Source organism: Georgenia sp. Z1491, from assembly GCF_049856175.1.
Classification (GTDB): Bacteria; Actinomycetota; Actinomycetes; order Actinomycetales; family Actinomycetaceae; genus JB111.
On the sequence record NZ_JBNDNA010000007.1, the window covers coordinates 22,802 to 44,732 of the forward strand.

At 72.1% G+C, this 21,931-nt stretch carries 17 protein-coding genes; 9 read left to right on the forward strand and 8 right to left on the reverse strand.

Annotated features, from left to right (window positions below):
* The first annotated feature begins 5 nt into the window (after positions 1–5).
* The 3 genes from ACPYO4_RS08625 (at position 6) to ACPYO4_RS08635 (ending at position 2,583) form a co-directional block, all read left to right on the forward strand.
* A complete protein-coding gene (locus ACPYO4_RS08625) occupies positions 6–608 on the forward strand; it encodes a nuclear transport factor 2 family protein (protein WP_425708815.1) in 603 nt (200 codons plus the stop codon).
* Positions 609–744: 136 nt separating this feature from the next.
* A complete protein-coding gene (locus ACPYO4_RS08630; protein WP_425708816.1) occupies positions 745–1,740 on the forward strand; it encodes an ABC transporter substrate-binding protein in 996 nt (331 codons plus the stop codon).
* A gap of 258 nt (positions 1,741–1,998) precedes the next feature.
* Positions 1,999–2,583, forward strand: coding sequence for a biotin transporter BioY (locus tag ACPYO4_RS08635; RefSeq protein WP_425708817.1), 585 nt, complete (start codon positions 1,999–2,001; stop codon positions 2,581–2,583).
* 235 nt (positions 2,584–2,818) lie between these two features.
* Here ACPYO4_RS08635 and ACPYO4_RS08640 read toward each other — a convergent pair whose 3' ends face one another.
* The gene (locus ACPYO4_RS08640; RefSeq protein ID WP_425708818.1) at positions 2,819–3,094 is read right to left on the reverse strand and encodes an HNH endonuclease signature motif containing protein; all 276 of its coding nucleotides are present in this window, start codon (positions 3,092–3,094) and stop codon (positions 2,819–2,821) included.
* Between the two features lie 60 nt (positions 3,095–3,154).
* Positions 3,155–4,903: a DUF222 domain-containing protein gene (locus ACPYO4_RS08645; protein WP_425708819.1), complete on the reverse strand. Its 1,749-nt coding sequence runs from the start codon at positions 4,901–4,903 to the stop codon at positions 3,155–3,157.
* 341 nt (positions 4,904–5,244) lie between these two features.
* On the opposite strand from ACPYO4_RS08645, the gene glgX reads away from it, so the two are divergent.
* From glgX to treZ, 3 genes are all read left to right on the forward strand, one after another.
* On the forward strand, positions 5,245–7,533 hold the full coding sequence (glgX, locus tag ACPYO4_RS08650) for a glycogen debranching protein GlgX (protein WP_425708820.1): 2,289 nt from the start codon (positions 5,245–5,247) through the stop codon (positions 7,531–7,533).
* A gap of 102 nt (positions 7,534–7,635) precedes the next feature.
* The gene (gene treY / locus ACPYO4_RS08655; protein WP_425708821.1) at positions 7,636–10,221 is read left to right on the forward strand and encodes a malto-oligosyltrehalose synthase; all 2,586 of its coding nucleotides are present in this window, start codon (positions 7,636–7,638) and stop codon (positions 10,219–10,221) included.
* Positions 10,218–12,173, forward strand: a complete 1,956-nt coding sequence (treZ, locus tag ACPYO4_RS08660) for a malto-oligosyltrehalose trehalohydrolase (protein ID WP_425708822.1) — start codon at positions 10,218–10,220, stop codon at positions 12,171–12,173. The genes treY and treZ overlap by 4 nt, the downstream gene beginning before the upstream one ends.
* On the opposite strand, the gene ACPYO4_RS08665 is transcribed toward treZ, so the two are convergent.
* From ACPYO4_RS08665 to ACPYO4_RS08685, 5 genes are all read right to left on the reverse strand, one after another.
* On the reverse strand, positions 12,170–12,925 hold the full coding sequence (locus ACPYO4_RS08665) for an ABC transporter ATP-binding protein (RefSeq protein WP_425708823.1): 756 nt from the start codon (positions 12,923–12,925) through the stop codon (positions 12,170–12,172). The genes treZ and ACPYO4_RS08665 overlap by 4 nt on opposite strands.
* Positions 12,922–14,025: an iron chelate uptake ABC transporter family permease subunit gene (locus ACPYO4_RS08670; protein ID WP_425708824.1), complete on the reverse strand. Its 1,104-nt coding sequence runs from the start codon at positions 14,023–14,025 to the stop codon at positions 12,922–12,924. Before ACPYO4_RS08670 ends, ACPYO4_RS08665 begins: the two co-directional genes overlap by 4 nt.
* Complete coding sequence (locus ACPYO4_RS08675; RefSeq protein ID WP_425708825.1) at positions 14,018–15,007, reverse strand: ABC transporter permease; 990 nt, start codon at positions 15,005–15,007, stop codon at positions 14,018–14,020. Before ACPYO4_RS08675 ends, ACPYO4_RS08670 begins: the two co-directional genes overlap by 8 nt.
* Positions 15,008–15,118: 111 nt before the next feature.
* Positions 15,119–16,237, reverse strand: a complete 1,119-nt coding sequence (locus ACPYO4_RS08680) for an ABC transporter substrate-binding protein (RefSeq protein ID WP_425708826.1) — start codon at positions 16,235–16,237, stop codon at positions 15,119–15,121.
* A 172-nt stretch (positions 16,238–16,409) separates the two neighbouring features.
* Positions 16,410–17,492, reverse strand: a complete 1,083-nt coding sequence (locus ACPYO4_RS08685; RefSeq protein ID WP_425708827.1) for a lipid II:glycine glycyltransferase FemX — start codon at positions 17,490–17,492, stop codon at positions 16,410–16,412.
* Between the two features lie 124 nt (positions 17,493–17,616).
* Between ACPYO4_RS08685 and ACPYO4_RS08690 the strand changes: the two genes are divergently transcribed.
* The gene (locus ACPYO4_RS08690) at positions 17,617–18,642 is read left to right on the forward strand and encodes a lipid II:glycine glycyltransferase FemX (protein ID WP_425708828.1); all 1,026 of its coding nucleotides are present in this window, start codon (positions 17,617–17,619) and stop codon (positions 18,640–18,642) included.
* 53 nt (positions 18,643–18,695) lie between these two features.
* Here the strand turns inward: ACPYO4_RS08690 and ACPYO4_RS08695 are convergent, their stop codons facing one another.
* Entirely contained in the window at positions 18,696–19,943 is a 1,248-nt protein-coding gene (locus ACPYO4_RS08695; RefSeq protein WP_425708829.1) for an ATP-grasp domain-containing protein, read from the reverse strand.
* 66 nt (positions 19,944–20,009) lie between these two features.
* On the opposite strand from ACPYO4_RS08695, the gene ACPYO4_RS08700 reads away from it, so the two are divergent.
* Together ACPYO4_RS08700 and ACPYO4_RS08705 are read left to right on the forward strand one after the other, a co-directional pair.
* Positions 20,010–20,594: a DUF3000 domain-containing protein gene (locus ACPYO4_RS08700; protein WP_425708830.1), complete on the forward strand. Its 585-nt coding sequence runs from the start codon at positions 20,010–20,012 to the stop codon at positions 20,592–20,594.
* Positions 20,591–21,850 (forward strand): HRDC domain-containing protein, encoded by a 1,260-nt coding sequence (locus ACPYO4_RS08705; protein WP_425708831.1) that lies wholly within the window; start codon positions 20,591–20,593, stop codon positions 21,848–21,850. Before ACPYO4_RS08700 ends, ACPYO4_RS08705 begins: the two co-directional genes overlap by 4 nt.
* The last annotated feature ends 81 nt before the right edge of the window (positions 21,851–21,931 follow it).

Genomic DNA, 21,931 nt, shown 5'->3' on the forward strand with positions numbered 1-21,931 from the left:
GGGGCATGACAGACCGCCTGCGCATCCGCGAGGTCGTGGAGAGCTGGGCGTTGTGGCGTGACGCCGGCCTGTGGGAGCGGTTCGCCACCGTCTGGCACTCGCAGGGATACATGACCGCCACGTGGTTCCAGGGATCGGCCACCGACTTCATCGGGGCGAGCCGCACCGCGTTCGAGGAGGGGGTGTCGATCCTCCACTTCCTCGGCGGGACCTCCGTCGACGTCGCCGGAGATCGAGCGACGGCACAGACCAAGATGACGATCTCGCAACGCGCCCGCGTGCACGGCGTCGAGGTGGACGTCGTGTGCACGGGTCGGTTCTACGACTTCTTCGCCGTCGAGGACGACGACTGGAGGATCGTGCGACGTCAGCCCGTCTACGAGAAGGACCGGCTCGACGTCCTCGACCCGGGTGCCGGCCTGACGCTCGACGCCGACGTGCTGGCCGCGTTCCCGCTCGGCTACCGGCATCTCGCCTACCTCCAGCAGGAGGCCGGCTTCACCATCAAGCAGGGCCTGCCGGGCCTCACCGGCCCCGCCGTCGAGACCCTCTATGCCGAGGGTGCGGCCTGGCTGGACGGGTCGCCCACCGCGGGTACCCCGCTCTGAGACGAGAGGCGCACCCGTGACGAACCGCCCGCCGTGCGACGGACCTCGTGACGAGGCCGGCCTGCGCGACGCCCCCACCACACACCCGCTCATCGATCGCGTCAGCAGCACCACACCCCCAACAGCAAGGAGCACCATGTCCCCCCTCCGATCACGTCGTCGCAGCTACGCAGCCGGCGCCACCCTCGCCGCCTCGGCTCTTGTCCTCGCCGCCTGCGGCGGTGGCGACTCCGAGGGTGAGGGTGGTGGCGACGGGGACGAGCTGACGCCGATCACGGTCGGCGTCATCCCGATCATCGACGTCGCCCCCCTCTACATCGGCATCGAGGAAGGCATCTTCGAGGAGCACGGCCTCGATGTCACCGCCGAGTCCGGTCAGGGCGGTGCGGCCATCGTCCCGAGCGTGGTCTCCGGCGACTTCGACTTCGGTTTCGGCAACTCGATGTCGACCGTCATCGCCGCCTCGACCGGGATGCCCCTGCAGATCATCGCGTCCGGCGTCTGGTCGACGGGCGACCCCGAGGAGGACGGGTTCACCATCATGTCCGCCGACGAGAGCATCCAGGGTCCCGAGGACCTCGAGGGTGCCGTCGTCGCGACCAACACGCTCAACGCCATCGGTGACTCGGTGGTCATGGAGTCGGCCGAGCTCGCCGGCGTGGACCCCACGACGATCGAGTTCGTCGAGATGCCGTTCAACTCGATGCCTGCCGCGATGGAGAACGGCGACGTCGACGCGGCGTGGATCGTCGAGCCCTTCGTCACGGTGGCGATGGAGGACAGCGGGGCTCACGTGGTGACCGCGGTGCTCCTCGACATCGCCGACGAGTGGGAGATCGCCACCTACTTCACGACCGACACCTACGCGAACGACAACCAGGAGACCGTCGAGGCGTTCCAGGCCGCGATCTCCGAGGCCAACGCCTACGCGCAGGAGAACCCTGACGCGGTCCGGGAGATCCTGCAGTCGTACCTCGATCTGCCCGACGGTCTCGAGGACCGGGTGATCCTGCCGGGTTGGCAGCCTGAGGTCTCGCGCGAGACGGTGCAGATCTACCACGACATGGCCGACGAGCGTGGCCTGCTCGACCAGGAGGTCGATCTCGACGCGCTCCTCGAGCACGCTCAGTAAGGGGCGGTCCGAGCTGCCACGCGGCCGGTAGCCGCACCTCGCGGCTCCGACGGCCGGTGAGGACGTACGACGGCGGGGCCCAGGGATCTGTGTCTCTGGGCCCCGCCGCGTTCGGGCGGACGGGCCGGTCGGTCGAGGTGGTAGGTGTGTCGGATCGGTCGAGCCGGTCCTAGCGCCGGTCTGCGGTCCGGCCTACGGCGCACGCCGGCCGACCTGGAATGATGCGCAGACACCTGTGTCCATAGCCAAGGAGATGACATGACCTCAGTCGCCAGCTTCCGGCGCGCACCCGTTCTTGCCGACCTCGTGCCAGGTACCCGTCTCAGGGACGTCGCCCTCGTGCTGGCGGGGACGGTGTTCGTCACTCTGGCCGGGTGGGTCGCGGTCCCGCTTCCCTTCACGCCGGTCCCGGTGTCCCTGGCGACGTTCGCCGTCCTTCTGACCGGTGCGGCGCTGGGACCTGCACGGGCTGCCGCGAGCATCCTCGTCTACCTGGCGGCCGGCACCGCGGGCGCACCGATGTTCGCCGAGTTCAGCTCGGGATGGGCGTTCGCCTCGTACGGCTACGCGCTCGGGTACCTCGTGGCCGCCGTACTCGTGGGTGAGCTGGCCCGTCGCCGGGCCGACCGGTCGGTCCTGGGCACGGCCGCTCTCGCGGTGGCGTCAACGGCGACGATCTACGCGATCGGTGTCCCGTGGCTCGTCGTGTTCCTCGGCGTCGACCTGGCGACGGGGCTCACCCTGGGCGTGGTCCCGTTCCTCGTCGGCGACGTCATCAAGGCGGCAGCAGCCGCACTCCTGCTCCCCGGAGCCTGGTCGATCGTCCGCCGCGTGCGCCAATAGAGCGAGAGCGGGTGGCGCACCCGGCGCGCTCTTCGCCGGGCTGTGCCGCGGACCAATCCATCTGAACGGCGCAGGTGGGGCGGCACGGATATCGGCCGGTGACGTCGTCGCTCGGTCCTCGCCTTGCGGCCTCCCCGACCATCGACCCGGCTCGTGCCCCGCGCCTGAGGGCGGCGGTGCACCTCTACTCGCGCGGGCGTCCTCGTCGGGTGACTCCCCGGGCGGTGGTGCGCTGTCACTCGCGCTGAGGTAGCTCGTTGCGTCGGGTGGGTTCGATGGGGCGGCCGTGTTGGTCGTGGAAGTGCCATCGGCCGCGCGTGCGGGTGATGGTGATGTTGCGGGCGTGGATGAGGTCGTGGTGGTGCCAGCACAGCAGGATGCCGTGTTCGATGCTGGTGGGGCCGTGGTCCTTGTACCAGTGCAGGCAGTGGTGGATCTCGCCGAAGCCTGGTGGTTCGTCGCAGCCGGGGTATTGGCAGTGCTGGTCGCGGGCGTGGATGGCCCGGGTCATGTTCGCGGGGAAGATTCGTTTCTCCTGTCGCGCGTCAAGATTCTTGGCAGGGCTGTTGAGTCAGTCCTGAAGGAGAATCAGAACCATGGGAAGACCCCCTTCGATTCCGGTCGAGAAGAAGACTCGGATCGTGTTGAGCGTGCTCGCTGGTGAGCTCACGATCGCCGAGGCCGCGGGCTGGGTGCCGGTCATCACGCGGGGGTCGATCGCGGCTGAGATCACGTGATCCTCACCCGGCTGCCACGCGGTCAGCCACTGCCGGGCCTCGTCGGACAGCTCAAAGACTCCCGCCCCACCCTCGCTCGCCGGCCTGGGGGCGCTGCCATCGTGGTTCGCCGCCCCGGGGGCGGTGACGGACGCAGCGCCAGCGCTGCTCCCGGTGTGGGTGCGGGTGTGGGGGTCGCGGGGTCCGCCGGGCGCGGTCAGGGACTCCGCCGCGGTGATCGGGCCGACGACCTGCCCCTCGGGCAGGCCCGCGTAGGCCCGGACCGCATCGGGGGTGAGGTCGTGGGTGGCGTTCCAGCCGGCGGTCGCCGACGCGGGTGGGATCACGGACCCGGTCGCCCGGGTGAGAGCGGTCAGGGTCTCCAGTGTCGCGGTGATCGTCACATGCGGCCGGACCCTGGCGCCGGCCAGCTGCCCGCCTCGGTCGAGAGACTCATGGGCCAGGGCGACCAGTGCGCCGGCCCGGCGCTGTGCCGGGCTCCGGTCGTCATCGGCACCTTTGCGGCCAGCGTGAGCGGTCAGGGCGGTGGTCACGACCTGTCCGGACAGCTCGTCGAGCCAACCGGTGAGGTGGTACCCGCCCGTGGTCGGAGCGATGGTCAGCTCCTCGCGGGCGTCGTCCTCACGCCAGGCCTTGTCGGCTCCCGCGGGATCGGCCCGGACCTTCCACGCCGCGACCAGGCGAGCGAAGTCCTGGGCGTGCATGACCTGGGCCTGAGCGACCAGGAACCCCTCACCCATCTCCGTGTCGGCGAGCTGGGTGCGCAGCCGGTCCGTGGACAGGGTCTCGCGGACCAGGACCTGCACATGCTCGACACTGATCCGCCCCACACACAGCGCCCCATGGGCCAGCGGCAGGTCGTCGCGCAGTGCGCGGGCCTGCCGGGCCTGCCGACCCGCGACCGCCGCACTGGTCCCGGTCCGGTCCCGCAACCACGTCCGGAACGACCGCTGCCCATCCAACGCCCACAGACCATCCGTCTCGACCTTGGCGGTGGTGGTGGCGCGTAGTGCGGTCAGTCGTCGTTCGGCGGCCTCGATGCTTTCCAGCAGGTCGATCGCTTCCTGCCCGGACAGGTCGCCCACGCGAGCCTGGCTCAGTGCGTCGAGCTGAGCCACCACCCCTCGCATGCCACCGACCACACCCACCGACGACAAGGGCTCGCCAACATGCAAGGCGACGCCCTGCTCACGAGCGGCGGCGGCGTCGGTGAGCGCAGGCGCCGCGGCCGGGTCCTGCTCATCCTCGTCGTCGCCGGTGAGCGTGACCGCAGCGGGCAGGTCGTGGGTCTCCTCGTCAAGGTCCGCCCGGTCGTCGTCACTGTCAGTGGCCGCGCCGGCGCCGGTGCCGTAGGGGCTGTCGAGCTCACGGTCACCGACGTCCTCGACGTCCGCATCGGCGTCGGGATCGGTCTCGGCATCGCACCCGACGGCGTCGCTGACGTCCTCGGTCTCGGCATCGGCATCGGACTCCGAAGCGGCATCGTTCTGGGCTGCCTTCTTAGCGAGCCAGGCCTCGATCTGCGCGGAGAGCAACTCCTCCAACGCCGACCACCCCTGGTCCACACCCACGTCCTCAGCCACCGCCCCCGCACCTCCTCGTGCCACTCGATCCGACTACCCCGATGCTACTCGAACGCATATTCGAGAACAACCGAAATGCCCGAATCTGTGGACAACTACGCCACATCCACCACCCACCCTGACCTGGGGAAAAACCGTGCCCACGACAACCACCACCCACCAGCGGGCGAGCGGCGAGCGGCGAGCGGCGAGCGGCGAGCGAGTGACCGCACGCCGGGGCCCAACCGCACACCGGGGCCCCACCGACGGCAGGCCCGTCACCGCCCGTCGCCCTGTGACCATCCGCGCACGCCGGAGGGTCCGCGAGGCCCCCCGATCGTGGACGTGCCACTCTTGTGCCCATGCAGCACTGGCCAGGCCACCCTTACCCCCTCGGCGCGACGTTCGACGGCGCCGGCACGAACTTCGCGCTCTTCTCCACGGTCGCGGACCGGGTGGAGCTGTGCCTGGTCGACGACGACAACGGCGAGGTCCGCGTCGACCTCACGGAGGTCGACGCCCACGTCTGGCACGGCTACTTCCCCGGGGTCAGGCCGGGCCAGCGCTACGGCTTCCGCGTCCACGGCCCGTGGGATCCCTCTCGGGGGCTGCGCTGCGACCCGACGAAGCTCCTGCTCGACCCCTACGCCAAGGCCGTCGACGGTCAGATCGACGGGCACCAGTCCCTGTTCTCCTACGACTTCGACGACCCGAGCCGCTTCGCGCCGCAGGACTCGCTCGGCCACACGATGGTCTCCGTCGTCGTCAACCCGTTCTTCGACTGGGGCAACGACCGTCCGCCGGGCCACGAGTACCACGACTCCGTCATCTACGAGGCCCACGTCGCCGGCCTCACGCGCCTCCACCCGGATGTCCCCGAGGAGCAGCGCGGCACCTACGCGGGCCTGGCCCACCCGTCGATCATCGAGCACCTCACGTCGCTGGGCGTGACCGCCGTCGAGCTCATGCCGGTCCACCAGTTCGCGCAGGACCCCCACCTCGTGGAGAAGGGGCTGTCCAACTACTGGGGCTACAACACGATCGGCTTCTTCGCCCCGCACAACGCCTACTCCTCCCAGGGCAGCCGGGGCGAGCAGGTCGACGAGTTCCGGACCCTGGTCAAGGCGATGCACGAGGCCGGCATCGAGGTCATCCTCGACGTCGTCTACAACCACACCGCCGAGGGCAACCACATGGGTCCCACCCTCAGCTTCAGGGGCATCGACAACCCCCAGTACTACCGGCTCGTCCACGGCGACGAGGCGCACTACTTCGACACGACGGGCACGGGCAACTCGCTCTACATGCGTAGCCCCCACACGCTGCAGCTGATCATGGACTCGCTGCGCTACTGGGTGCAGGAGATGCACGTGGACGGCTTCCGGTTCGACCTCGCCTCCACGCTCGCGCGCGAGCTCCACGAGGTGGACAAGCTCTCGTCGTTCTTCGACATCATCCAGCAGGACCCGATCATCTCCCAGGCCAAGCTCATCGCCGAGCCGTGGGACGTGGGTGAGGGCGGCTACCAGGTCGGTGGGTTCCCGCCGCTGTGGACCGAGTGGAACGGCAAGTATCGCGACACGGTCCGGGACTACTGGCGTGGTGAGCCCGGCATGCTGGGCGACCTGGCCTACCGGCTCTCCGGCTCCTCGGACCTCTACGAGCACTCGGGTCGCCGCCCGGTGGCGTCGATCAACTTCGTCACCGCCCACGACGGCTTCACGATGCGCGACCTCGTCAGCTACCACGAGAAGCGCAACGAGGCGAACGGCGAGGACAATCGCGACGGCGAGTCGCACAACCGGTCCTGGAACTGCGGCGTCGAGGGCCCCTCGGACGACCCGGCCATCAACGCGCTCCGCGCCCGCCAGCAGCGGAACATGCTCACCACCCTGCTGCTGTCCCAGGGCGTGCCGATGATCTCGCACGGCGACGAGATCGCCCGCACCCAGGGCGGCAACAACAACGTCTACTGCCAGGACAACGAGATCTCCTGGGTGGACTGGGACCTCGACGAGGACGCGCAGCACCTGCTCGGGTTCACGCGTGAGCTCGTCGAGTTCCGCCTCGAGCACCCCGTCCTGCGGCGCCGCCGGTTCCTCACCGGCGAGCCGCTCGCCGAGTCGCCGGACGGACTGCCCGACCTCGCCTGGTTCGCCCCCGACGGCGCCCCGATGGCCGACCACGACTGGGGCGGCGACGCCAAGACCATCGTCTGTTTCTTCAACGGCGAGGCCATCGCCGAGCCCGACGCGCGCGGCGAGCGGATCCTCGACGACTCGCTGCTCATCATCCTCAACGCCTCCCACGAGGACGTCCTCGTCACGCTGCCGCTCGCCGAGTGGGGGCCGACCTGGTCCGTCGTCCTGGACTCCGCCGGGGAGCGGACGCAGTCCGGCGATCTCGCGGCGGGTTCGCAGGTCACGGTGGTGGCCCGGTCGACGGTCGTCCTCCTGAGCCCGCAGGGCTCCCGTGAGGCGGCCCCCGCCGACGCCGTCGGTCGGACCGTCACGGGACGCATCCCCACCTCACCGGCGTGGGGCGGAGGCCGCCGCCAGACGGCGGTCACCGCCGACGAGCCCGACGACAGCCCCTCCCCCGACGACGACGGGAACCCCGAGTCCGACGCCGCCGCCGACACACCCGAGTAGGACCGGTCGGCCGCCCCCTGCCCGCTCCCGGAGCCGGCGGGCACGGACCTCCGCGACCGGGCAGACTGGACCCGGACGAGTCGACGACCCCGGAGGATGCACGTGACCACGCACCACGAGGCCAACGACACGTCGGCCACCGACCACCCGGCCACCGATCGCTCGGCCGTCGAGGCCACCACGAGGGCCGCGGCCGCCGCGCACCTGCCCGGTCCCGGCAGGCGTACCCCGGTGAGTACGTACCGTCTGCAGCTCGGTCCGGACCTCACGTTCGACGACGTCGGCAGACAGCTCGACCACCTGTCGAACCTCGGCGTCACGGACGTCTACCTCTCCCCCGTGCTCACCGCGGCGCCGGGCTCGACGCACGGGTACGACGTCGTCGACCACACGACGATCTCCGCCACGCTCGGGGGCCGTGACGGCCTCGAGCGGCTGGCCCGCGCCGCGCACGAGCTGGACATGGGCGTCGTCGTCGACCTCGTGCCCAACCACATGGCCGTGCCGACACCCGCCTGGCACAACCGCGCCCTGTGGTCGGTCCTCGCGCTCGGCCCCGACTCGCCCTACGCCTCGTGGTTCGACGTCGACCTGTCCGAGGGAGGTGGCGGCGTGCTCATGCCGGTCCTCGGCCGCCGCATCGGCGCCGCGCTCGCGGACGGCGAGATCGAGCTGACCACTGCCGTGGTGCCCGGCGAGGAGGACGCCGGCGAGCAGCACGTCCTCACCTACTACGACCACGTCCTGCCGGTGCGGGCCGGGACCGAGCAGCTCCCGCTCGCGGACCTGCTCGACCGCCAGTTCTACCGCCTGGCCTACTGGAAGGTCGCCGACGAGGAGCTCAACTACCGGCGGTTCTTCGACGTCGGCTCCCTCGCGGCGATCCGGGTGGAGGACGAGGCCGTCTTCGACGCCACGCACGGCCTGCTGCTCACGCTCCTCCACGACGGCGTCATCGACGCGCTCCGGGTCGACCACCCCGACGGCCTGGCCGACCCGCGCGGATACTTCCGGCGCCTCCACGAGGCCACCGGGGGCGCCTGGGTGGTCGCCGAGAAGATCCTCGAGGACGACGAGGACCTGCCCGGTGACTGGCAGGTCGCCGGCACCACGGGCTACGACGCCGCCTGGCGGCTGCACGGCATCCAGGTGGACCCGGCCGGTCTGCCGACCACCGGTGCGCTCATGCAGCAGATCGCCGGCGACGCGCCCGGCGACTACGAGTCGGTCCGGGACGCGGCCAAGCGGCAGATCGTCGAGGGCTCCCTCTACGCCGAGGTGCACCGCCTCGCCACCCTGCTGTCCGACGTGTGCGACGACGACGTCCGGCTCCGCGACCACTCGTTCCGGCCGCTGCTGGAGTGCGTGCGCGAGCTCGTGATCGCGGTGCACCGCTACCGTGCCTACGTCGTGCCGGGCGAGCCCGCGCCGCCGGAGTCGGAGGCGTTCGTCGAGGATGCCGCCGCCACCGCCCGGACCCGGCTGGACGCCGACCGGCACGAGACCCTCGACGTCGTCGTCGACCTGGTGCTGGGCCGCGAGGTGGGCTCCGCGGGGCGGACCCGCGAGGCCCGCCGGGACGAGATCATCGTGCGGTTCCAGCAGGTCTGCGGTGCCGTGACCGCCAAGGGCGTCGAGGACACGACCTTCTACCGGTGGACCCACCTGCTCTCGCTCAACGAGGTGGGCGGCGCACCCCAGCGCGGCTCGCTCTCGGTCGACGAGCTGCACGCCTGGGCCGGGCGCACACAGACGTTCTGGCCGGCGACGATGACCAACGGATCGACGCACGACACCAAGCGCAGCGAGGACGTCCGGGCACGCATCGGAGTGATCTCCGAGCACGCCGCGGCGTGGCGCTCCCTGGTCGCCGACCTGCGCGAGCTCACGGCCGAACGCCGCCCCGCCGACCTCGATGGGCGCACCGAGAACCTCGTCTGGCAGACGCTGGCCGGGACCTGGGGCCCCGACGGCCCGATCGAGGCCGTCCGCCTGACCGACTACCTGCTCAAGGCGGTCCGCGAGCAGAAGACCTGGACCACCTGGACCGACCAGGACGCCGCGGGCGAGGAGGAGCTCACGGCCTGGGTCGCCGCCATGACGGCCGAGCCGGCCGTGCGCGAACGGTTCGCCGGCTGGGTCGCGGACACCGCGCACTCGCTGCGCACCTCGGTGCTCGGGACCAAGGCGCTCCAGCTCACGCTCGTCGGGGTGGCCGACGTCTACCAGGGCACCGAGCTCCTCACCGACTCGCTGGTCGATCCCGACAACCGTCGCCCCGTCGACCACGGCGCGATCGCGGCCACCCTCGCCGAGCTCGACGCCGGCCGCACCCCGGGCGACCTGGGCGAGGAGAAGCTCGCCCTGACGGCCGCCGTGCTGCGCCTGCGCAGGCGCGTGCCGAACGCGTTCGTCGGCGAACGGTCCGGGTACGCGCCGCTGCCCACGACGACCCAGCACGCCGTGGCCCTCACCCGCACGATGGACGGCGAGCCCCGGGCCGTCACCGTCGCCACGCGCCTGGCCGAGGGGCTGCGTGCGCTCGGGGGGTTCCACGAGCACACCGTCGTCCTCCCGCCCGGCACCTGGACCGACGTCCTCACCGGCACCCGCCACGAGGGAGGCGCGACCCTGCTCGCCGAGCTCCTCGCCCACCGTCCCGTCGCCGTCCTGGAGGCCTCCGCATGATCCCCGACCCGCAGGACGCCCGGCCGCGGCACCCTCGCCCGCCGCTCGGCGACCGCGACGCGGAGACCGACGCCCTCGTGCGCCACCCGCTCGTCCCGGCCGTGTGGTCGCCCGACGCGAGCAGCATCGACGCCGTCGTCACCGCGGTCGGACCGGCCGACGGGGAGCAGCAGGCCGCGGCCCCCGCGGTCGGCCGCCACCGACTGGTCCGGCGGTCGGGCGGCTGGTGGACGGCCGACGCCCCCTGGCCCTCCGGCACGGAGTACCTCTTCTCCCGCGACGGCGGCGACCCGGTGCCGGACCCCCGCTCCGCCCACCAGCCCGACGGCGTCCACGGGCCCTCGCGGCTCCACGACCCCTCCACCTTCGACTGGACGGACATGGGCTTCGCCGGGGTCGCGCTCCCGGGATCGGTGATCTACGAGCTGCACGTCGGCACGTTCACCGCCGAGGGCACGCTCGACGCCGCGATCACCCACCTCGGAGGGCTGGCAGAGCTGGGGGTGACGATGATCGAGCTCATGCCGCTCGCCGCCTTCCCCGGCGTCCGGGGCTGGGGGTACGACGGCGTGGGCCTCTACGCGGTCCAGGACTCCTACGGCGGGCCGGCGGCGCTGCAGCGCTTCGTCGACGCGGCGCACTCCCACGGCCTGGGGGTGTGCCTCGACGTCGTCTACAACCACCTCGGTCCCGACGGCAACTACCTCGGCGTCTTCGCCGACTACGTCACCGAACGCCACCAGACCCCGTGGGGGTCGGGTCCGGACCTCGACGGCGAAAGGTCCGCCGAGGTGCGCGCGTTCTTCCTGGAGAACGCCCTGCGCTGGCTGTCGGACTTCCACGTCGACGCCCTGCGGCTCGACGCGGTGCACGCGATCGAGGACACCTCCGAGCCGCACCTGTTGGCCGAGCTCGCCGACCGGGTGCACGCGCTCGGCGAGAGCCTGGGGCTGCCGCGCACGCTGGTCGCGGAGTCGGACCTCAACGACCACGCGATGGTCACCCCGACGGCCGAGGGCGGCCTCGGTATGGACGCCCAGTGGGTCGACGACGTCCACCACGCCCTGCACGCGTGGCTCACCGGTGAGGGGGAGGGCTACTACGTCGACTTCGGCGCCGGGAGCACGCTCGCGCACGCGCTCACGCGCGTGTTCGTGCACGACGGCGGATGGTCCACCTTCCGCGGGCAGGACTGGGGACGGCCGGTCGACGACGACGTGGACGGCCACCGGTTCGTCGTCTTCGGCCAGAACCACGACCAGGTCGGCAACCGCGCCGTCGGGGACCGCCCGAGCGTCGTGCTCGACGACGCGCAGCTCGCGGTCTCCGCCGCGATCGTCCTGCTGTCCCCCTACACGCCGATGCTGTTCATGGGCGAGGAGTGGGGCGCACGCACGCCCTTCCAGTTCTTCACCGACCACATCGACCCCGACCTCGGCCGCGCCGTCACCGAGGGCCGTCGCGCGGAGTTCGCCCGCCACGGCTGGGGCGCGGACGGCGAGCAGCCCGAGGTCCCGGACCCCCAGGACCCCGCCACGCGCGAAGCCTCGGTCCTCGACCGGGACGAGGCGACGACGGAGCGCGGCCACCGCATCCGGGCGTTCTACGCCGCCGCGCTCGCGCTGCGGCGCGCGGAGCCGGACCTCGCGAGCGGGGACCGCTCGGCGACGGCGGTCGCGGTCGACGACGAGGCCGGCTGGCTGCGCATGTCGCGCGGCGGCATCGACGTCGTCGCCGTGACACGTGCGACGCCGGACGCGCCGACGACCGTTCCCCTCGCCGGCGCCGACGCGATCGGCGACCGGCCCGGCGCGGCCCCGTCCGAGCCCGGCGCGACCGTGGACGGCCCCGAGGTGCTGCTCGCCTGGGACCCGGCCACGACCAGCACCACCGCCGGGGCGGTCACGCTCGACGGGCCGGGCGTCGTCGTCGTGCGACGAACGGGCGCCTAGTAGTAGACCGCGAGGCGTCCGTCGGGGCCGTCGATGACGCGCACCGGGGTGTCGAACACCCGCGTGAGCACCTCGTCGGTCATGATCTCCTCCGACGTGCCGAAGTCGCAGACCATGCCGTCCTTCATCGCGCAGATGTGGTCGGCGTACTTGCCGGCGAAGTTGATGTCGTGCAGCACGATGACGACGGTCCGGCCCAGCTCGGTCGCGGCCCGGCGCAGGTGCTTCATCATCTGGACCGAGTGCTTCATGTCGAGGTTGTTGAGCGGCTCGTCCAGCAGCACGTACTCGGTGTCCTGCGCGAGCACCATGGCCACGTAGGCGCGCTGTCGCTGGCCGCCGGAGAGCTGGTCGAGGTAGCGGCCCTCGAGCTCGGAGAGGTGGAGGAAGTCGATCGCCTGGCTGATCAGCTCCTCGTCCCGCCTGGTCAGTCGCCCCTGCGAGTAGGGGAACCGTCCGAAGCCCACGAGCTGGCGCACCGTGAGCCGGGTGATGAAGTGGTTCTCCTGGCGCAGGACGGACACGATCTTCGCGAGGTCGCGGGACTTCGTGCTGGAGACGTCGTAGCCGGCGATCTCGATCGCGCCCGAGTCCATGCCGAGGAGCCGGCCCACCATCGTCAGCGTGGTCGACTTGCCGGCACCGTTGGGGCCGACGAGGGCCGTCACACCGCAGGCAGGGATCTCGATGGTGACGGGACCGATCGTCACCTCTGAGCTGTAGTCCTTGCGGACGGCGTCGAGCGTGATCACAGGCGCCCCTTCCTGAGGATGACGACGAGAAAGACGATGCCGCCGACGAACTCGATGAGGATCGAGACCACGCCGGCCGCCGAGAAGATGTTCCGCATGACGAAGTAGGCGCCGGACAGGACGACGAAGCCGGTGAGGCCGGCCATCGGCAGGGTGTACCGGTGGTCGTGCGTGCCGGAGAACTGGTAGGCGAGCGTCGCCACGAGGAAGCCGAGGAACGTCATCCGGCCGATCATCGCGGTGGAGACGGCCATGAGGATCGAGACGAGGAACAGCACCTTGATGATCTCGGCCCGGTGGTTGACCCCGAGTCCCATGCTGATGTCCCGGCCGAGGGCGACCACGTTGAGCCGACGGGCGCGCAGCAGGATGGCGCCCGTGGCGAGGACGCACAGCGGGATCGCGAGCGGGAGGTAGTCGGCGTCGGCGTTGGACACGGAGCCGAACAGGCGTGCGGTGAGGACGTCGAACTCGCTCGGCGTGAGCAGGCGCTGCATGAAGGTCGACACCGAGCCGAGCCCGGCGCCGATGATGATGCCGACGAGCAGCATGACCTGAAGGTTCGCGTACCTCCCGGACAGCAGCCATCCGTAGAGGAACAGCGCGAAGACCACCATGAGGGCGACCTGCAGCGCGAACTGGGGCACGCCCTGGACCGCGACGACCCCGGCGACGCCGAGGAAGTAGACCGCGGAGGTCTGGACCGCGACGTAGAGGGACTCGAAGCCCATGATCGACGGCGTGATGATCCGGTTGTTCGTCACCGTCTGGAAGGCGACGGTCGCGATCGCCTGGCACGTGGCCACCAGCGCCATGACGACGACGTCGGTGGCACGCATCCGCGCGATGATCCAGAACCGGTCGTCGGAGATCGGGACGGGGTTGTCGTAGGCGAGCAAACCGAAGCCGAAGCCGACCGACAGCAGGATCATGAGCGACAGCACGAGCCAGTAGCGCACCTGCTGGCGTCGCGTCTGGAAGGAGCCGGAGGTGCGCCGGGCGCTGCGGGGGCGCATCGGCGCCGTGATCTCGGGCGGGCCCGTCACGTCGTCCTCACCGGTGGTCGGCCCGGGGTCGTGGGCCGTCGTCGGGCTAGCCACGACGACGCTGCCGCAGGAGGAGGGCGATGAAGACGATCGAGCCGACGACCCCGAGCACCAGCGAGACCGGCACCTCGAACGGGGAGATGATCGTGCGACCGATGAGGTCGCAGACGGTGACGACGGCGATGCCGAGCAGGCACACCCACGGCAGGTTGCTGCGCAGGTCGTCGCCCCGGACCATCGAGACGATGTTGGGGACGATGAGCCCGAGGAAGGGCAGGTTCCCGACGACGACCGTCACCACCCCGGTGGCGATCGCGACGAGCGTGGTGCCCAGCAGGATGATCCGGTTGTAGTTGAGCCCGACGCTCGTCGAGATCTCCTCGCCGAGCCCGGCGACCGTGAACCGGTCGGCCACGAGGAACACGGCGACGCCGACGAGCGCGACGAGCCACAGCAGCTCGTACTGCCCACGCAGCACGGAGGTGAAGCTGCCGGCGAACCAGACACCGAGGTTCTGCAGCATGTCGGTCGTCAGCGCGACGAACGTGGAGACGGCGCCGATGACCGCGCCGAGCATGATGCCGACGATCGGGACGATGAGGGAGGTCTTGAGCGACACCCGGCGCAGGAACAGGAAGAAGATCATCGTGCCGACGAACGCGAAGATCACGGCCCCGGTCATCCGGCCGAGGATGCTCGCGCCCGGGAACAGGATCATCACCGTGAGGAGGCCCAGACCAGCCCACTCGGTGGTGCCCGTGGTCGTCGGCTCGACGAACCGGTTCTGCGTGAGGAGCTGCATGATGAGCCCGCACATGGCCATCGCGGCGCCGGCCAGCACGAGCGCGACCGTGCGCGGCACCCGGGTGATGGCGAACATGTCGACGTCCGTGGGGTTGTCGCCGAAGATGTCGTACTCGCCGGTCAGCAGGGACGCGACCAGCAGGAGCGCCACGACGGCGATGCCGACCGCGAGCCTGCGGTCGGCGAGCTTCCCCCTCGTGCGCGCTCGCGGCGCAGTGTCGGTCGTCGTCATGGTGTCTTTCGTCGAGGACGTCGTGGCTCGTGCCCCGCGCGGCCCGCGGGGCGAGGAGCGGCGGTGGGCCGGGTGGACGGGCCGGCCCACCGCCGCTGGTTCATCGCGGGATCAGGCAGCGCCCTCGAGGGCGTCCGCGAAGTCGTTGAGGAACTCCGTGTAGGTCTGGATGCCCTCGTTCGTGTAGGTGTCCTCGGGCATGTAGACGATCTGGTCCTCCTGGACGGCCGTGACGCCGGACAGCGCCTCGGAGCCGGTGAGGAGCTCCTGGGCCGGCGTGTAGCCCTCCTCGTCCGCCCCGACGGCAGCGTCGCGGTCCATGACGAGGATCCAGTCGGGGTTGGAGTCGGCGATGGCCTCGACCGAGATGTCGTCGCCCTGGTGGTCGTCGGACGCGTCGTCGATCTCGAGCGCCGGGGTCAGGCCGGCGATGTCGAAGACCGGGCCGAGCGTGCGGCCGACGGTCGGCGCGAGGTAGCCGATGTTGCCGCCAGAGGTGTTGACGGCCATGACCGTCTGCTCGGGGTCGTACGCGGCGGTGACCCGCTCGACGGCGGCCTCGAGCTCCTCGACCAGCGTCGCGGCCTCGTCCTGGTGGCCGAAGATCTCGCCGAGCTGGGTGACCTGCCGGGCGAGCTCGGCGTCGAACGGCTCGCCCTCGCGGGGGTCGAGGTCGGTGACGACGGCGTTCGGCGCGAGCTCGGCGAAGTCCTCGGCGTACTGGGTGAAGCGCTGGCCGTTGACGATGATGTCCGGGTCGGCGACGACCACGGCCTCCAGGTCCGGCTCGCGGTGGTTGCCGAGGTCGACGATCTCGTCCTGGTTGGGGAAGGTCACCGTCTCGGGCATGAGCGAGACGGCGGCGGCGGTGGGCTCGATGCCCCAGTCGGCCAGGGTCTCGAAGCTGCGGTTGTCGGTGACGACGATCGACTCCGGCGCGGAGTCGAGCGTGTGCGTACCGTTGTTGTCCTCGAACTCGACGGCGCCACCGGCGGCCGGGTCGTCGGAGCCTGCCTCGTCCGAGCCCGCCTCGTCGGAGCCGGTCTCCGACCCGTCGGAGCCGGCCTCGGGCTCCGTGTCGACGCCGCCCTCCTCCTCGGGGGCCTCCTCGCTCGTGCCGTCGTCCTCGGGCACCTCGCTCGACTCGTCGTCGGCGGACGAGCAGGCGGCGGTCGCGAGCAGTGCGAACGCGGCGGACCCGCCGATCAGGGTGCAGCGCAGGGTGTTCATGAGCTCTCCATCGGTCTAAGTGGTACGGGCCTCGCGCAGTGAGGTAAGGCGACCCTAACCGATATATAGCCAACGCGGAGGTGCCGAAAATCAGAAACAGGTGGAGAGATTGGTGAGTTGACTCTCACCCGACGAGTGTCGTCCACAGGGTCGACGGGACCGACCCAGAGGATCAGGCGTCAGCGGCGGCGTCTGCGTCGGACGTCGATCGGTGGAGCGCCGAGCGCACCGACGCCAGCGCGGCGACGGCGCGCCGCTTTCCGGCCAGTGCGGCCACGAGCGCCCGGTAGAGGGCGGGCCGCAGCGGGACGTCCCACGCTCCCGGCACCTCGGTGACGTCGTCGGAGAACTTGGTCTTGAAGTCCCGCACGCCGGTGAGGCGCGGTGCGCGCGGGGAGTCGATGCCCATGAGGTCGAAGGTGCGCACCCCCTCGGCCTGCAGGGTGGCCGCCATGTGCCAGACGAGCAGGTCGGGCGCGCCCGCCCGGCGGCCCGCGTGGCTCGATGCCGCGTAGTAGTACGTGGCCAGCCCCTCGCCGACCGTGACGATCCCCCAGCACAGGGGCTGCCCCTCGCGGTCGCGCACGACGAACAGCCGGGCGTGCTCCGGGCCGAGCGAGTCGAGCATGGTCGTGTACTGGCTCGAGACCGCGATGCCGAAGCCGTCGCGCTCGGCGGTCTCCTCCAGGAGCGCGTAGAGCTCGGCGAACCCGGCGGCGTCGATCCCGGTCTCCTCGCCGGGGACCAGGTCCTCGTTGCGGCCGGCCTTGCGCACGTCGCGCCGGCCCCGCTTCTTCATGCCGGCCAGGAGCGTCTCGGCGTCGCCGGTGCCCGCGAGGTCGAGGACGACGGTCCGGTCGTAGGTCACGGACTGCAGCAGCTCGAACAGGTCGTCCGCCGGGTGGCGGGCGTGCAGCCGGACGAACGCCGCCCGCGGCTCGGCGGCGCGGAGCGACCGGGTGAGCGCCCGGCGCAGCGCGTGCTCCGCCTCGGGGGTGTCGGCGGTGAGCCAGACGGGTCCGTGCCGGGCCCACAGGTAGGTGAAGCCGCGCCCACGCAGACGGGACAGCGCGAGGACGGCCTGCGGTTCGCCGTCGAGCAGCCAGGCCAGCCGGCCGGCGGGCTCACGCCCCGGCATCGCCGCGTCGTACGCGTCCCACGCCTCGGACTGCTCGACGGGGAGCTCGCGGCCGGCCGCGGCGACCGCCTCCTCCAGCGCGCCGGGGGTCAGCGGGACGATCTGCGAGCGGGGCACGGCACCTCCGGGTGCGTCGGGGAGCGGTGGGCGGCTCACGGGCGCCGGACACCGCACACCATACGCGTCGGCGATAGCCTGGCCCTGCCCGACGACCCGCGGGCGCCCATCCACCGGAGGTCACGTGACGCTTCAGCTCCGCCCCTGCGACGACGTCGAGTACCGGCGGCTCACCGCCGACGCCGCGATGCCCGTGGAGCAGACCATCGAGTGGGACGACTACGACGCCACCGTGGCCGGCCGCACCCCGTGGGGCCGGCTCGCGGCCTGGGAGGGGCGCGAGGCCGTCGCCGTCGTCTCGTTGTCGAAGGTCTCGGTCGGCGCCGGCGTCTCGTGGCTGTGGGCGAAGTTCGGGCCCGTCTGGCTCGACGAGCCGACCCCCGAGCGGGAGCGAGCGCTGCGCGACCAGCTGGCGGCGTCGCTCAGGCGCGTGGACCCGGGGGTGGCGTTCGTCCGGCTGCACGCCCGCTACGACGACGTCGACCTGGTCCCCGTCATGCAGGGCATCACGTTCGACTCGACGGTCGTCGTCGACCTCACCGGGACGGCCGAGGACGTTCTGGCGCGGATGAAGAAGCGCGGCCGGCGCGACGTGCGCAGGGCGGAGCGCGAGGAGGGCCTTACCGTCACGGAGGACACCGGGCTGGACCGGGCGGCGTTCGACGAGCTGTACGCGCTGTTCGAGGAGACCGGCGAGCGCGCGGCGTTCGGCGTGCACCCCGCCGACCGGTACCACGAGATGATGCGCCTCGTCGGGCCGGAGATCATGCGGCTGTTCGTCGTGCGCGACGCCGGCCGACCCGTCGCGTGGGCACAGGTCAACGTCATCGGAGCGCACGCGACGTACTCGATCGGCGCGTCGGGCGAGTCGGCCCGGCACTCCGGCGCGCCCGACCTGCTCCAGTGGGAGATCATGCAGCGGCTCCAGGCCGAGGGGGTGCGCACCTACGACCTCGGCGGCGTCGGCTCGGCGGAGTTCGACTCGCTCGCCGGGCTCACCATGTTCAAGACGAAGTTCCACCCCGACGTCGTCCCGGCCGCCGCCGCACGCGACCTCCCGGTGCGTCCCGGCGTGTACCGCACGCTCGTCGCCGGCCGGCACCTCAAGCAGGCGGCCCGACGGCGGCTGGCCGGGCTGCGCCGCCGCTGACCCCCGTCCCCGCGAATGAGCGGACTTCTGCCCGCCGCACGTGCGCAGCCGGCCTAGAACCCCGTGGCCGTGGGCCGCGGGTAGTGGGCCGCGAGCGCGCGGAGCTGGTTGAGGCCCGCCTGGCGGGCGTAGAGCGACCGGCGCAGGTTGCGGTCCCTGCGGTAGAGCAGCGGGTTGACCGCCCGGCGCCTCGCGAGCACACCCAGCACCTCGCGCAGGAGCCGCCGGTCGCGCACGTAGCGCGGCAGCACGACGGTCGGCACGAACGCCATGACGCCGCGGCGGGACGCCACGCGCTCCGGCAGCGCACGGCCCTCGACCCGGTCGGCCACGAGGGCCTCCATGAGGTTGAGCCCGCCCACGTTGACGTAGTAGCCGCCCCGTCCGGCACGCGGGTTGACGTCGAGCAGCACCCGCCGGCCGTCCCGCGGGTCGATCTTCACGTCGATGCTGAACAGGCCCGTCAGGCCGAGGGCACCGATCACCCGGCGGGCGTCCTCGAGCAGGTCGGGGTGCTCCCGGACGTAGATGATCCCCGCGTTGCCGATGAAGCCCGGCTGGTGGAGCCCCAGCAGGACCTGCCCGGTGGCGGCCATCGTCATCCGCCCCGAGGAGTCGACGTAGCCGTTGACGACCCACGTCGTCGTGTCGTCCCCGGGGACCAGCTCCTGGGCGAGGAACGTGCCGGTGAACCCGGCGCCCCGCACGAGGCGCAGGACGTCCATCGCCTCTGCCCGGTCGGCCACCGGGTAGGCCTTCTTCCGGCCCTCGAAGAACAGGTTGGCGTACGTGGTCCCGCCGTCGGCGGGCTTGAGGATCGCCGGCAGCGGGACCTCCTTCAGCGCGGCCGCCCAGGCGTCCTCGTCGTCGGTGAGCGACACCTCCGTACCCCGGGGCGTCGGGACGCCGACCGACCGCGCGACCTGCTCGAGGTTCGCCTTGTCCGACGCAGCGCGCACGAGCTCGGCGGGCGCGAGCCCCACGAGGTAGTTCTTCTCGAGGCGCTCGCGGTGGGTGAGCATCATGTCGACGTCCTGGTCCATCGTCGGCATGAGGAGGTGGCGTCGGTCGGGGTGGGCGGCGGCGTGCTCCTCGAGGCGGTCGAGGACGAGCCCGGTGTCGAGCGTCCCTCCCCTGCCCAGGTAGAGCTGGTCGAGGATCGCGCTGTGGTCCACGGGTCCGCGCGGCTGGTTGAGCACGATCGTCGAGCGGACCGAGAAGGCCTCGTGGAAGGCGCGGGCGACCGAGTAGGTGCCGAGGTCGGATCCGAGGACGACGGGGCGCAGGTCCGGGTGGCTCACCGAAGGAACTGTGCCACGCCCGGCGCGCCGCCGACCACGTCCGCGGCGCGCGCCTAGCCTGTCGGGGTGAGCAGCACGGGCCGGGACATCCCCGCGGACTTCGAGCGTGCGCTGCTCTCGCTGCGCGAGCCCCGGCTGCGGCGGGAGGTGCACCTCGAGGAGGTGCCCCCGCCCGCCCGCCTGGCGCCCTTCACCGCCGCGCTCACCGCGGAGATCACCCACTCCCCCGGCGACCTCGACCCCGACGCCTTCCTCGGGCACGGACGGTTCGTCGTCCTGCACGACCCGGACGGGCAGGACGCCTGGGGCGGGACGTTCCGAGTGGTCGTCCTCGCCCGCGCCCGGCTCGAGGAGGAGATGGGGGCCGACGCGCTGCTCGGCGAGGTCGCCTGGTCCTGGCTGTGCGAGTCCCTCGTCACCCAGGGCGCCGGGTTCCGCCACCTGTCCGGCAGCGTCACCCGCGTCCTTTCGGAGTCCTTCGGCGGCCTGGAGCTCGCGGGAGGCGACGTCGAGATCGAGGTCCGGGCGTCGTGGACGCCCAACACTCCCGAGCTCGGTCCGCACCTGGCGGCCTGGGCCGACCTCGCGTGCACCGTGGCCGGTCTGGAGCCGGTGCCGTCGACGGTCACCTCTCTGGCGAGGCGCCGATGACCGCCGACGAGCAGGCCGCCGCACCGGAGCAGGTCGACGCCGAACAGGACGGCGCGTCCGCGCCCGAGCCGCTCACCGAGCCCTCCGGCGGCACTCCCCCGGTGGTCGACACGCCCGAGGCCCTGGCGGCCGCCGTCGAGGAGGTCTCCCGTACGGGCGGCGTCCTCGCCGTCGACGCCGAACGGGCGTCCGGCTTCCGGTACGGCCAGCGGGCGTTCCTCGTCCAGCTGCGGCGCTCCGACGGCGAGATCCACCTCGTCGACCCCGTCGCGCTTCCCGACCTCGCCACGCTCGCCGAGGTGGTCAACCCGCTGGAGTGGGTCCTGCACGCCGCCGACCAGGACCTCCCCTGCCTGCGCGAGCTCGGGCTCACGCCCGCCTCGCTCTTCGACACGGAGATCGCCGCCCGGCTCCTCGGTCGCGCCCGGGTCGGCCTGGCCGCCGTCGTCGCCGACGAGCTCGGCTACGCGCTCGCCAAGGAGCACTCGGCGGCCGACTGGTCGACCCGTCCGGTCCCCGAGGACTGGCGGCGCTACGCGGCCCTCGACGTCGAGCTCCTCGCTGCGGTGCGGGAGGCCCAGCTGGTCGCACTGGCCCGCACGGGCAGGCTCGCCTGGGCCCTGCAGGAGTTCGAGCACGAGCGGCTCGCCCCTCCCCCGGCGCCCAAGGTGGACCCGTGGCGCCGGACCTCGGGCCTGCAGGAGGTCCGGCGCCCGCGCGGGCTGGCCGTGGCGCGCGCGGTGTGGGAGGCCCGCGAGCGGCTCGCGAAGGACATCGACCGCGCTCCCGGGCGGGTCCTGCCCGCCGCGGCGATCGTCGCCGCCGCCCGTGAGCTGCCGGAGAGCCGACACGCGCTCACGTCGCTGCCGGAGTTCTCCGGCAAGGGGACGAGGCGCCGCGCGGACTACTGGTGGGCCGCCGTCGAGGAGGGTCTCGCCGCGCCCGAGGACGCGCTGCCGGGCCGGCGCCCGCCGCGGGACCCGGACGCCCTGCCGCAGCCGCGCTCCTGGGGGGACGCCCGGCCGGACGCCGCCGTCCGGCTCGACGCCGTGCGCACCGCGCTGCGGGCCCGCGCCGACGAGATCGGCATCCCCCAGGAGAACCTGCTCGCGCCGGCGATCCAGCGTCGCGTCTCGTGGGACGGGGTCGAGCCCGCCGAGCTGGACGACGCCCTGCGCGCGCACGGCGCACGGCCGTGGCAGATCGAGCAGGCCGGCGCGGTCCTGGCGAGCGCCCTCGCCGACGCCGCGCGCTGAGCGCAGGCGGCCCGCCGAGCGCAGGCGGCCCGCCGAGCGCAGCGCGCCGGTCCGACGGGTGTCACGTCCGAGCAGGAACCC

Bases quoted from the DNA above. Each gene is read 5' to 3' on its own strand.
- treZ (WP_425708822.1), top strand. From the start codon at position 10,218: ATGATCCCCGACCCGCAGGACGCCCGGCCGCGGCACCCTCGCCCGCCG.
- ACPYO4_RS08635 (WP_425708817.1), top strand. From the start codon at position 1,999: ATGACCTCAGTCGCCAGCTTCCGGCGCGCACCCGTTCTTGCCGACCTC.
- ACPYO4_RS08680 (WP_425708826.1), bottom strand. From the start codon at position 16,237: ATGAACACCCTGCGCTGCACCCTGATCGGCGGGTCCGCCGCGTTCGCA.
- ACPYO4_RS08630 (WP_425708816.1), top strand. From the start codon at position 745: ATGTCCCCCCTCCGATCACGTCGTCGCAGCTACGCAGCCGGCGCCACC.
- glgX (WP_425708820.1), top strand. From the start codon at position 5,245: ATGCAGCACTGGCCAGGCCACCCTTACCCCCTCGGCGCGACGTTCGAC.
- ACPYO4_RS08675 (WP_425708825.1), bottom strand. From the start codon at position 15,007: ATGACGACGACCGACACTGCGCCGCGAGCGCGCACGAGGGGGAAGCTC.
- ACPYO4_RS08640 (WP_425708818.1), bottom strand. From the start codon at position 3,094: ATGACCCGGGCCATCCACGCCCGCGACCAGCACTGCCAATACCCCGGC.
- ACPYO4_RS08705 (WP_425708831.1), top strand. From the start codon at position 20,591: ATGACCGCCGACGAGCAGGCCGCCGCACCGGAGCAGGTCGACGCCGAA.
- ACPYO4_RS08625 (WP_425708815.1), top strand. From the start codon at position 6: ATGACAGACCGCCTGCGCATCCGCGAGGTCGTGGAGAGCTGGGCGTTG.